11 protein-coding genes, 1 tRNA gene and 1 pseudogene are annotated in these 11,214 nt (G+C 73.9%); 7 read left to right on the top strand and 6 right to left on the bottom strand.

The annotated features are described in order from the left end of the window. Nucleotides 1–426: pseudogene (locus ACFW22_RS34895) on the bottom strand (hypothetical protein); the annotation flags it as partial. A 73-nt stretch (nucleotides 427–499) separates the two neighbouring features. Here ACFW22_RS34895 and ACFW22_RS34900 point away from each other — a divergent pair. The 4 genes from ACFW22_RS34900 (at nucleotide 500) to ACFW22_RS34915 (ending at nucleotide 4,342) form a co-directional block, all read left to right on the top strand. Beyond that, complete coding sequence (locus ACFW22_RS34900) at nucleotides 500–1,666, top strand: sensor histidine kinase (RefSeq protein WP_384885525.1); 1,167 nt, start codon at nucleotides 500–502, stop codon at nucleotides 1,664–1,666. Continuing rightward, nucleotides 1,666–2,286: a response regulator gene (locus ACFW22_RS34905; protein WP_386412587.1), complete on the top strand. Its 621-nt coding sequence runs from the start codon at nucleotides 1,666–1,668 to the stop codon at nucleotides 2,284–2,286. The genes ACFW22_RS34900 and ACFW22_RS34905 overlap by 1 nt, the downstream gene beginning before the upstream one ends. Before the next feature lie 154 nt (nucleotides 2,287–2,440). Then, complete coding sequence (locus ACFW22_RS34910) at nucleotides 2,441–3,646, top strand: FAD-dependent monooxygenase (RefSeq protein WP_386412589.1); 1,206 nt, start codon at nucleotides 2,441–2,443, stop codon at nucleotides 3,644–3,646. 195 nt (nucleotides 3,647–3,841) lie between these two features. After that, on the top strand, nucleotides 3,842–4,342 hold the full coding sequence (locus ACFW22_RS34915) for a hypothetical protein (RefSeq protein ID WP_386412592.1): 501 nt from the start codon (nucleotides 3,842–3,844) through the stop codon (nucleotides 4,340–4,342). A 24-nt stretch (nucleotides 4,343–4,366) separates the two neighbouring features. Here the strand turns inward: ACFW22_RS34915 and ACFW22_RS34920 are convergent, their stop codons facing one another. Continuing rightward, a complete protein-coding gene (locus ACFW22_RS34920) occupies nucleotides 4,367–5,035 on the bottom strand; it encodes a pentapeptide repeat-containing protein (protein ID WP_386412595.1) in 669 nt (222 codons plus the stop codon). A gap of 111 nt (nucleotides 5,036–5,146) precedes the next feature. Here ACFW22_RS34920 and ACFW22_RS34925 point away from each other — a divergent pair, with 111 nt between their 5' ends. Beyond that, nucleotides 5,147–6,319 (top strand): NAD(P)-binding protein, encoded by a 1,173-nt coding sequence (locus tag ACFW22_RS34925; RefSeq protein ID WP_386412598.1) that lies wholly within the window; start codon nucleotides 5,147–5,149, stop codon nucleotides 6,317–6,319. 130 nt (nucleotides 6,320–6,449) lie between these two features. Here ACFW22_RS34925 and ACFW22_RS34930 read toward each other — a convergent pair whose 3' ends face one another. The 3 genes from ACFW22_RS34930 to ACFW22_RS34940 are packed head-to-tail and all read right to left on the bottom strand — an operon-like array spanning nucleotide 6,450 to nucleotide 8,199. Next, nucleotides 6,450–6,779 (bottom strand): hypothetical protein, encoded by a 330-nt coding sequence (locus tag ACFW22_RS34930; protein WP_366038866.1) that lies wholly within the window; start codon nucleotides 6,777–6,779, stop codon nucleotides 6,450–6,452. Between the two features lie 9 nt (nucleotides 6,780–6,788). After that, nucleotides 6,789–7,268 (bottom strand): GNAT family N-acetyltransferase, encoded by a 480-nt coding sequence (locus ACFW22_RS34935; RefSeq protein WP_386412602.1) that lies wholly within the window; start codon nucleotides 7,266–7,268, stop codon nucleotides 6,789–6,791. Nucleotides 7,269–7,287: 19 nt separating this feature from the next. Next, on the bottom strand, nucleotides 7,288–8,199 hold the full coding sequence (locus tag ACFW22_RS34940; RefSeq protein ID WP_386412604.1) for an aminoglycoside phosphotransferase family protein: 912 nt from the start codon (nucleotides 8,197–8,199) through the stop codon (nucleotides 7,288–7,290). 108 nt (nucleotides 8,200–8,307) lie between these two features. On the opposite strand from ACFW22_RS34940, the gene ACFW22_RS34945 reads away from it, so the two are divergent. After that, nucleotides 8,308–9,717 (top strand): NAD(P)/FAD-dependent oxidoreductase, encoded by a 1,410-nt coding sequence (locus ACFW22_RS34945; RefSeq protein ID WP_386412607.1) that lies wholly within the window; start codon nucleotides 8,308–8,310, stop codon nucleotides 9,715–9,717. 75 nt (nucleotides 9,718–9,792) lie between these two features. Here the strand turns inward: ACFW22_RS34945 and ACFW22_RS34950 are convergent. Beyond that, a tRNA-Thr gene (locus tag ACFW22_RS34950) sits at nucleotides 9,793–9,866 on the bottom strand. 182 nt (nucleotides 9,867–10,048) lie between these two features. On the opposite strand from ACFW22_RS34950, the gene ACFW22_RS34955 reads away from it, so the two are divergent. Then, the gene (locus ACFW22_RS34955; RefSeq protein ID WP_386412609.1) at nucleotides 10,049–11,146 is read left to right on the top strand and encodes an ABC transporter ATP-binding protein; all 1,098 of its coding nucleotides are present in this window, start codon (nucleotides 10,049–10,051) and stop codon (nucleotides 11,144–11,146) included. The last annotated feature ends 68 nt before the right edge of the window (nucleotides 11,147–11,214 follow it).

Here is an 11,214-nt window from a genome sequence, read left to right on the forward strand (position 1 = left end):
GTTGCGGTCGACGACCGCGACCGAGACCCGCTGGCCCTCCGCCCCGGCGGCGTCCAGGGTCGCCCGCGCGGCCTGCACGGCCGCCTCGATCGTCAGGTGCGTCGACTCCACCGTGTGCTGGCCGGTCGCATCGGCCGCGACGGCAGCGGGGACGGCGGCCGGGGCGGCGGCGTTCGCGGAGACCACGCCGAAGGTGCCGGCGGCAACGACGGCGGCAGCGGTGGCACCGAGCAGGATCTTCTTCACGGGGGCACTCCGTAGGGGTGGGGAGGGGCAGGGGGGACGAGCGGGGGAAACGTGGGCGGGCGGTCTTCCGCGCCGCCCGGTCCGTCCTGCGCTCTGCCTCCATCCTCCGGCCGGCCCCGCCTCCCACCGGTCCGCGTTCCGGCTGGCCTCCGCTCGCGCACCGGACGACGGGGCCGTCAGCCGATCGGTTGATGCCCGGCTGGTCCCGCCGGGCCACCATGGACCCGTACACCCAGGTCAGGAAGGCGGTACGGTGACGCGGCCCACGGAGCACAACCCGGACGCCCGCTGGCTGGCGCGCATCATGCACGTCGCCTTCTTCCTGCTGCTCGGCGCCTCCCTCGCCCGCTTCCTGCTGCGGCACGGCTGGGAGGACCGCAGCCCGTGGATCGCGGCCCTCACCGGTGCGCTCGCCTCCCTCTACCTGCTGGGCCCGGTGCTCGGCACCCGCGCCACCCCCCGCCGGATCGCCTGGCTGAGCACGGTCGTCGCCGTCTGGGTCGTCCTCGTCGTCCTGGCGCCCAGCTTCGCCTGGTGTGCGGTGCCGCTCTTCTACACGGGCCTGCGCACCCTCCCGCCGCGCGCCGCGCTGGGCCTGGTCGCCCTGCTGACCGCCTTCGTGGTCTTCGCGCAGGTCCAGCTCTCGCACGGCGGATGGGACCCGAACCTGATCGTCGCCCCGCCGACCGTCGCCGCCCTCGCCACCGGGGTCTTCGTCTACTCCGACCGGCAGGCCGCCCGTCAGCGGGCCCTCATCGACGACCTGATCCGCACCCGGCGCGAGCTCGCCGCCATCGAACGCCGCGAGGGCACCCTCGCCGAGCGCCAGCGGCTCTCCATGGAGATCCACGACACCCTCGCCCAGGGCCTGTCCAGTCAGCAGATGTTGCTCCAGGCCGCCGACCGCACCTGGGACAGCGACCCCGCCACCGCCCGCCGCCACGTCCGCACCGCCGAGTCGATCGCGGAGCGCAACCTCGCCGAAGCCCGCCGGTTCGTGCAGGACCTCGCCCCCGCCGACCTCGCCGGGGGCGGCGGCCTGGAGGAGGCGCTGCGCGGACTCGCCGCCCGGGAATCGGTGGCCTTCCGGGTCGACGGGACCGCGGTGCCGCTGCCCGACCGGACGCAGTCGGCACTGCTGCGGATCGCCCAGGGAGCCCTCGCCAACATCCGTGAGCACGCCGGCGCGCGATCCGCCGCCCTGACCCTCAGCTACCTCGACGACCAGGTCGTCCTGGACGTCGCCGACGACGGCCGCGGCTTCGACCCGGCGCTCGTGCGCGAGCAGGGCGAACGGGGCCACGGCCTGCCCGCGATGCGGGTGCGGGCCCAGCAGCTCGGTGGCACCCTGACCGTCGAGTCCACCCCGGGCGAGGGCACGGTGCTCTCCGCCGCGATCCCGCTCTCCCTGGAGCCCTGATGTCCGTACGGATCCTGCTCTGCGACGACCACGCGGTGGTCCGCGCCGGCCTGCTCGCGCTGCTCGGCAGCACCCCCGACATCGAGGTGGTGGGCGAGGCCGGCAGCGGCGCGGAAGCCGTCGCCATGGCCGCGAAGCTGACCCCGGACGTGGTCCTGATGGACCTCCAGCTCGGAGCGGGCATCGACGGAGTCGAGGCGACCCGCCGGATCGCGCCCACCGGCGTCCACGTCCTCGTCCTCACCACGTACGACACGGACGCCGACATCACCCGGGCGATCGAGGCGGGCGCCACCGGCTACCTGCTGAAGGCCGAGCGGCCGGAGGAGCTGTTCGCCGCCATCCGCTCCGCCGCCCAGGGCCGCACCGCCCTCTCCCCACCGGTCGCCAGCCGGGTCATGGACCGGATGCGGGGCGCCGCCGGTCCGAGCCTCACCGACCGGGAGCGGGACATCCTCGGTCAGCTCGGGCGCGGACTCGGCAACCGGGAGATCGCCCGGGCCCTCTTCATCAGCGAGGCCACGGTGAAGACCCACCTCGGTCGGATCTACGCCAAGCTCGGCGTCGACACCCGCGCGGGCGCGGTGGCGGTGGCGAAGGAACGCCGGCTGCTGCCGTAGGCCGGGACGCCCCCCACGGCCCCGACGGAGGACACGCGCACCGGGGTCGCCCCCCGCGCCCCGAACGCCGCTCCCTGCCCGCCCGACGCCCCCACCACTGCTACTCTGCGTTGCCTCTCGACAGCATGGCGTCACGAACCAGTGGGAGCGCACGTTGAAGCTCGCGATCGTCGGCGGCGGACCCGCCGGCCTCTACCTCTCGATCCTGCTGAAGCGGCAGGACCCGTCCCACGCGATCACCGTGTACGAGCGGAACCCCGCGGGCTCCACCTACGGCTGGGGCGTCACCTACTGGGCCGGACTGCTCGACAAGCTCCGCGCCGGCGACCCGGAGTCCGCGGCGGCCGTCGCCGAAGCGTCCGTCAGCTGGACCGACGGGGTCGCCATCGTCCGCGACGAACGCACCGTCCACCGCGGCGACGCGGGCTTCGGCATCGGCCGGCGGCGGATGCTCGGGCTCCTCGCCGACCGGGCAGAGGAGCTCGGCGTGCACCTGGAGTTCGAGCACGAGGTGCCCGGCCCGGAGGCGCCCGAACTCGCGGACGCGGACCTCGTCGTCGCCGCCGACGGCATCCACAGCGCCCTCCGCGAGGCACACGCCGACCACTTCGGCAGCACGGTCACCACCGGCCGCAACCACTACGTCTGGCTCGGCACCACCAAGGTCTTCGACTCCTTCAGCTTCGCCTTCAAGGAGACCGAGCACGGCTGGATCTGGTGCTACGCCTACGGGTTCAGCGGCGAGCGCTCCACCTGCGTCGTCGAATGCTCCCCGGAGACCTGGACCGGCCTCGGCCTGGACATCCGCGACGAGGCCGACGGCCTGCGCCTGTTGGAGAAGCTCTTCCACGACCTCCTCGACGGGCACGAGCTGATCGGCCGGGAACGGGCCGACGGCGCCGCCCGGTGGCTCACCTTCCGCACCCTCACCAACCGGGTCTGGCACCGCGGGAACCTGGTCCTGCTCGGCGACGCCGCCCACACCACCCACTACTCGACCGGCGCGGGAACCACCCTGGCCCTGGAGGACGCGCTCGCCCTCGCGGACGCCCTGCGCGGGCACGCCGACCTGGAGGGCGCCCTCTGCGCATACGGCGAGCAGCGCCGTTCCGCCCTCGTCTCCGCACAGAGCGCCGCCCGCTACAGCGCCCAGTGGTACGAGCAGCTGCCCCGCTACATGCGCCTGGAGCCGGCCCGGATGTTCGCGCTCCTCGGCCAGCGCCACTCACCGCTGCTCCCGTACGTCCCCCCGCAGCTGTACTACCGGATCGACCGGGCCGCCGATCAGCTGGAGGCGCTGCGCCGACTGAAGAGGTGGCTCGGGCCGAAGGTGGCGCGCGCGGTACACGGCCGCCGCTGAACGGCCCGCACGCCCCGGTGCCGGACCGCGGACGGAACCGGCACCGGGGCGCCGGACACCGACACCGCTCCCCCGCCCCGGTCCACGGCCGCGCCACCGCCGCCACCGGCCGGGGCACCCGCCGTGGACCGGGGGCGCCCCTCGCGCACCGAGCGGATTGCGGAGCGGGTCCGGTGCCGTGACACCATCGGTCCCGTGCTCGACATCGGCTACTCCCTCTCGCGTCGCTTCCCCGACCCGCCGCAGACCGACTACCGCCGCGCGGACGTCCACGCCCTGCGCCACGACCTGTTCTGCGGGGACGTCTACCTCGCCGACACCGAGGCGGACCGCGAGGTGTCCACCGCCTGGGGATGGGTCCCGGTGCTCGACTTCGCCTGGGCGCTGTGCGACATCGTCGAGCAGCTCGACCAGGACCCCCGGGGCAGCCGCGCCGCGCAGCCGCAGTACGCGGAGCTCGACTTCACCGAATCCACGGACCGGATGCTCTTCGAACGCCGCTTCGGCTGGGTGGACGTCGAAGCCGACTGGATGCCGGGCGACGAGCCGCCGGTCACCTTCAACCACGCCGAGCTGCGGCGCGAGGCCCGCGACTTCCTGCACGACCTGATCGCCGACCTCACCGACATGCACGAGGGCCTCGCCGACAACCCGGCCGTCTGGTCCCTCCAGGCCCGCTTCCCCCGCCTGCCCTGAGGGCCGGCCCGGGGCCGCCCGCCCTCAGCCCTCCACCCGCACCCCCAGCCGGGCCGCGAGCAGCGGCGCGAGGTCGAAGAGCTGGGCCGAGGAGATCACCGCCCCCGCCAGGGACTCCACGCCCCGCGCGATCTCCAGGCGCTGCACCCCGCGCAGGTCCACGTCCGTGAGCCGCGCCCCCGTGAAGTCCGCCCCCGTGAGCACGCAGTCCACGAACTCGACCCGCTCCAGCACCGCGCCCCCGAAATCCGGCTCCGCGAGCACGCAGCCCTCGAAGACGACGTCCTTCAACGTCGCCGCCCGCAGGTTCAGGTAGTCGCTCTTGCCGCCCCGGACCACGACCCGCTCCAGGACCGCCCCGTGCAGCTGCGCGCCGCCGAGCCGCGCCTCCACGAGCTCCACGTCCCGCAACTGCGCCCCGGCCAGGTCCGTCCCCACCCCCCGGACCGCCGTCAGCACCGCATCGAGGAAGCGGGCACCCCTCAGTCGCGTCTCGTCGAGCGCGCACTCACGCAGCGCACAGTCCATGAAACGGGCGCCCGCACCCGACTGGCCCGCCAGGTCGAGCCCGACCAGTTCGAGTCCGTCATAGTCCCCGTCGGGCTCCAATCCGCCCTCGTAGGCCTCCAGCGGGGGCAGCCGCACCTCCGCGCGCCGTGCCCGTGCCGTCTTCTTCTCCCGCGTCCTCGCCATCCCCCCATCGTGCGGCAGGGCACTGACAACGCCCCCCGATGTCACATCCGCGCCCCCGCCGGCCGTCCCCCGTACGGAACCGACACGAGGATCGGCACGAGGGAGACGGACATGCAGGAGCTCACCATCATCGGCGGCGGCTTCGCCGGGCTGACCGCGGCCATCACGGCCGCCGAGGCCGGCGCCGAGGTGACCCTCCACGAGGCGCACCGCACGCTCGGCGGCCGGGGACGCACGGCTGCCGGCCCGTACCGCACCAACGAGGGCCCGCACGCGCTGTACGACGGCGGACCCCACTGGGCCTGGCTCAAGCAGCGCGGTCTGCTCGGCGACCTCGCCCCGGTGCCCCCCGCCGAAGCCCTCCGGTTCCGCTTCCACCACGACGGTGCGCTGCGCCGCACCCCGCCGCTCGGCCTGCTCCGCCAGTCCCTGCGCAGCGCCGAACGGGCCCCCGTCGACCTCGACTTCCACACCTGGGCGACCGGGCTGGTGGGCGAGTCCGCCGCACGCACGGCCGCCGCGTACAGCGCGGTCGCGGTCTTCCACCACGACCCCGGGTCCCTCTCCGCCCGCTTCGTGCAGGAACGGCTGCACCGGGCCGCCGGCCTGCCGCCCGAGGCGCACTACGTCCGGGGCGGCTGGGGCCGGCTGATCGGCCGGATGGCCGCGCGGGCGGAAGGGCTGGGCGTGCGGATCGAGACCTCGTCGCGGATCGACGCCCTGCCGGTCGGCGGAGGGCCCGTGGTCGTCGCGACCGCGCTGCCCGCCGCCGCCCGGCTCCTCGGCGACCCGTCGCTCACCTGGGAGAGCGGCCGCACCGTCCTGTTCGACCTGGTCCTCCGCACCCGGAAGGGCGATCCCTTCGTGATCTCCGACCTGGACGAACCCGGCTGGATCGAACGGTTCACGGCACAGGACGCCTCGCTCGCCCCGGCCGGGCAGCAGCTGGTCCAGGCACAGCTGCCCATCGGCCCCGACGCGTCCAAGGCGGACGGCGTGGCCCGTGCCGAGCGCCTCCTCGACCTCGGCTTCCCCGGCTGGCGCGAGCGGACGGTGTGGCGGCGGGAGTCGGTCTCCCGAGGCCGTACGGGAGCGGTGGACCTCCCCGGCACCAGCTGGCGCGACCGGCCGGCCGTCGACCGGGGCGACGGCACGTACCTGGTGGGCGACCAGGTGGCGGCGCCGGGCGTGCTGGCGGAGGTGTCGTTCACCAGCGCGGTCGAGGCGGTGTCGCTCGCCCTGCGGGCGGAGCACCTCGACCGCCTCGGCCCCCGGCGCGCGTGAGGCCGACCCCCGCGCGGGTCGCGGCGGCACGGCCCGTCGCGACCCGGGGCCGGGGGCCGGGGGGCGAGGGGCCGGACGGTCCCGGTGCCGTGCAGGGCCGGGGGCACGCCCCGGCACGCCCCGGCCGGGGTCACACCCCCAGCACGTCCCAGGAGTGCGCCTTGAACTCCTTCAGGAAGTCCGGGTGGTCCTCCCACATCCGGGCGGCGGAGCGGAGCACGTCCCAGTTGTGCTCCAGAGCCTGGTCGACGACCTGCCGCAGCTCCGGCGCCGTCTCCCGCTTCTCCACGAGACCGTTCACCGCCGAAGCGGCCTGCACGGTGTAGCGCAGGGCCCGCAGGGCCCGCGAGGTGTCGTCCATGCCGAAACCGTGGTCGCTCCCGTTCGCGGGGTCGAAGAGGGGCGTCAGTCGCGCCTCGATGAAGCCGGTGATCCGCTGGAAGCGCTGCTCGATGTCCATGCCCCCTTCCTACACCGTGCCGCCCCCGAGCTCCGCCAGGGCCCCGTCCGTCAGCCGGTACACCGACCACTCGTCCTGCGGGCGGGCGCCCAGGGACTCGTAGAAGGCGATGGAGGGCTCGTTCCAGTTCAACACCGACCACTCCAGGCGCTCGTACCCCCGCTCGACGCAGGTCCGGGCCAACTCGCGCAGCAGTGCCTTCCCGTGGCCGCCGCCCCGCGCCTCCGGGCGGACGTACAGGTCCTCCAGGTAGATGCCGTGCACCCCGCGCCAGGTCGAGAAGTTGAGGAACCACAGCGCGAAGCCGACCGGCTCCCCGTCCGCCGCCTCCGCGATGTGCGCGAACGCGGCGGGGCGCTCCCCGAAGAGGGCTTCGTGGAGGTGCTCCGGGGTCGCACGGACCTCGTGGAGGGCCTTCTCGTACTCCGCGAGGTCGCGGACCATGGCGTGGATGACGGGGACGTCGGCGGGCGTAGCAGTACGGATCATGCCCCCAGCCTGCCCCGGATCACGTCCTCCTGGCCAGCAGGATCCCGGCGATGGCCATCTGGTCCGGGGCCAGGACGGACGCCCCGTCCTCGACGGCCCAGAGCCCGTTCTGCAACACGCGCCCCATGGTCCACGCGAACGCCCGCCCACGGTCCCCGACCACCTCCTCGACGAGCAGGTCGAACCGCCACAGCAGTTCCGCCGGGTCCACCCGCCCCTCCCGGCCACCGGCGAGCACCGGCAGCAGCTCGAAGCCCGGGTCGCCCGCGAGCGGTTTGGGATCGATGGCGAGCCACGGTCCCCGCTCCGGGTCGCGGGCCGCAAGGACGTTGCCCCGGTGCAGGTCCCAGTGGAGCAACCGGTCGCCCGGCTCCCCCGCGACCTCCCGCACCACCGCCGCGCAGTCCCGCAGCAGTGCCGCCCCGGCCCCGTCCAGGAGGGCCGCAGCGGCCGGGGCGTCCGCGAGCATGCGGGCGGCGACGGCACCGAGGCGGCGGAGCCCGTCCGGCGCGGGGACGGCGGTCAGCCGGGCGAGCAGCCCGGCCAGGACCCGCACCGCTTCCCGCGCGTCCGGCAGCGCGGACAGGGGCCGGAGCTCGTCCGCCCGCTCCAGCAGCATCGTGCCGCTCTCCGGGTCGTGGTCGAGGAGTCGTACCGCGCCCTCCCCTCCCCACGCGCACAGGGCGAGCGGCTCGCCCCGCGTCTCCTCGTCGGGCAACTGGAACTTCAACGCCGCCGGCACGCCGTCAGAACCGCGCCGGACCGGCAGCACCAGCGAGGCCGCACCGTGCATCGACGGGCCGGTGGCGGTGAGCCCCCACCGGCCGAGGAACTCCTCCGCCAAGCCCGGCAGTGCGGCCACGAACTCCCGCCCCGCCCCGCCGTGGTGGGTCGCCTGGGACACCGCCCATTCCTCCGGTACGCACGTCACGGGTCGAACCTAGCCACCGCCGCCCGTCCGGCGCCTCCGGTTTCTCCCGTATCCACGCGCCCCTGGCCAGCGGTAACCTCCGGCCACACATCCGGAAGAGGGATAGAGATGAGCACGGTCGAGAGCACCGTCAACGGCGGCATATCGTTCTGGTACGCGCAGGAGGGCACCCCCGCCCCGCGCGAGCCGCTGCCTGGGGACACCACCGCCGACGTCTGCATCGTGGGCGGCGGCTACACCGGCCTGTGGACCGCCTACTACCTCAAGAAGGCCGTCCCCTTCCTCAACATCACCGTCCTCGAAGCCAGGTTCTGCGGGTACGGCGCCTCCGGCCGCAACGGCGGCTGGCTCTACAACGGCATCGCCGGGCGCGACCGCTACGCCGAGCTCCACGGCCACGAGGCGGCCGTCCGCCTCCAGCAGGCGATGAACGCCACCGTCGCCGAGGTCCTCGACGTCTGCGAGGCCGAGGAGATCGACGCGGACCAGCACCGCGGCGGCGTCCTGGAAGTCGCCCTCTCCCCCGCCCAACTCGCCCGCCTCAAGGCGTTCCACGCCGCCGAACTCGCCTTCGGCGAGACCGACCGCGAGCTGTACGGCGCCCGTGCGACCGCGGACCGCATCCGCATCACCGGCGCCGTCGGTTCCTCCTGGACCCCGCACGGCGCCCGCATCCACCCGGTGAAGCTGGTCAAGGGCCTCGCCGCCGCGGTCGAAGCGCTCGGCGTCACGATCCACGAGTCGACCCCCGTCACCGAGATCAAGCCGAAGCACGCGATCACCCCGTACGGCACCGTCCGCGCGCCGTACGTGCTGCGCTGCACCGAGGGCTTCACCGCCTCGCTCGCCGGCCAGCGCCGCACCTGGCTGCCCATGAACTCGTCGATGATCGCCACCGAGCCCCTCACCGACGCCCAGTGGGACTCCATCGGTTGGGACGGCCGCGAAACCCTCGGCGACATGGCCCACGCCTACATGTACGCCCAGCGCACCGCCGACGGCCGCATCGCGCTCGGTGGCCGGGGCGTCCCGTACCGCTTCGCCTCCAGGGCCGCCACCGCCGCGCACGCCGACCGCACCGAGCAGCGGACGATCGAGGACCTCCGCGAGATCCTGGTCCGCTTCTTCCCGCAGCTCGCCGGGGTGCGGATCGAGCACGCCTGGGCCGGTGTCCTCGGGGTGCCCCGCGACTGGTGCGCCACCGTCACCCTCGACCGCTCCACCGGCCTCGGTTGGGCCGGGGGCTACGTGGGCTCCGGCGTCGCCACCGCCAACCTCGCCGCGCGCACCCTGCGCGACCTGATCAAGGAGGACTCGGGCCAGTCCGGGCCGACCGACCTCACCGCCCTGCCCTGGGTGAACCACAAGGTGCGCACCTGGGAACCGGAGCCGCTGCGGTGGCTCGGCGTGCAGACCCTGTACGCGGCGTTCCGCGGCGCCGACCGCCGGGAGGCGTCCGGCCGCACGGCCACCACCGACCGCGTCGCGGTCCTCGCGTCCAAGATCGCCGGCCGCTGACCCCGTCCGCCCGGAAGGGACCGGGCGCGCCGAAGGGCCCCGGACGCCGTGCGGCGTCCGGGGCCCTTCGTCAAGAGCCGCCTGTCGGAATCGAACCGACGACCTCAAGATTACAAGTCAAGCGCTCTAGCCAACTGAGCTAAGGCGGCAGCGAGTGAAGTGTAACCAACCCGGCCCGGACCACGGTCGGAAATCTCACGGCCCCGAGAGTGCTGACAGATCGGGCACCGCCAGGTAGCGTCACTTCCGGTTCACTCAGGTGGACTAGACCTCAATCCTTCCTTTACTCGGATCGTCCGGCACGTTCCTGCCGGTGAAGGGACGCATCACCATGGCTTCCGTCACGTTCGACAAGGCCACCCGGATCTACCCGGGTGCCACCAAGCCCTCCGTCGACCAGCTCGACATCGAGATCGCGGACGGCGAGTTCCTCGTCCTCGTCGGCCCCTCCGGCTGCGGCAAGTCGACCTCCCTGCGCATGCTCGCGGGCCTCGAGGACGTCAACGCCGGCGCGATCCGCATCGGCGACCGCGACGTCACCCACCTGCCGCCGAAGGACCGGGACATCGCCATGGTGTTCCAGAACTACGCGCTGTACCCGCACATGACCGTCGCCGACAACATGGGCTTCGCGCTCAAGATCGCCGGCGTCAACAAGGCCGAGATCCGCGCCAAGGTCGAAGAGGCCGCGAAGATCCTCGACCTCACCGAGTACCTGGACCGGAAGCCGAAGGCGCTCTCCGGCGGTCAGCGCCAGCGCGTCGCCATGGGCCGCGCCATCGTCCGCGAGCCGCAGGTCTTCCTCATGGACGAGCCGCTGTCGAACCTCGACGCCAAGCTCCGCGTCTCGACCCGCACCCAGATCGCGGGCCTCCAGCGTCGCCTCGGCATCACCACGGTCTACGTCACCCACGACCAGACCGAGGCCCTCACCATGGGCGACCGCGTGGCCGTCCTCAAGGACGGACTGCTCCAGCAGGTCGACTCGCCGCGCAACATGTACGACCGCCCCGCCAACCTCTTCGTCGCCGGCTTCATCGGCTCCCCCGCCATGAACCTGATCGAGGTCCCGATCACCGACGGCGGCGTGAAGTTCGGCAACAGCGTCGTCCCCGTCTCCCGCGAGGCCATCGCCGCCGCGTCCGCCAAGGGCGACACCACCGTCACGGTCGGCGTCCGCCCCGAGCACTTCGACGTGTCGGGCCCGACGAGCAAGGACGGCCTGGCCGTGACCGTGAACGTCGTCGAGGAGCTCGGCTCCGACGGCTTCGTCTACGGCTCCACCCGCGTCGGCGCCGAGGACAAGGACCTGGTGGTCCGCGTCGGCGGCCGTGACGTGCCCGCCAAGGGCTCCACCCTGCAGGTCGTGCCCCGCGCCGACGAGCTGCACGTCTTCTCGACCTCCACGGGCGAGCGCCTCAGCGACTGATTCCCAGCCGCCGGGGGGGCCCCCCACCCCCACCCCGGCGGGGGCGCCCCGGTATATAGGGCCCCGGG

It is taken from the genome of Streptomyces sp. NPDC058872 (assembly GCF_042743065.1).
Classification (GTDB): Bacteria; Actinomycetota; Actinomycetes; order Streptomycetales; family Streptomycetaceae; genus Streptomyces.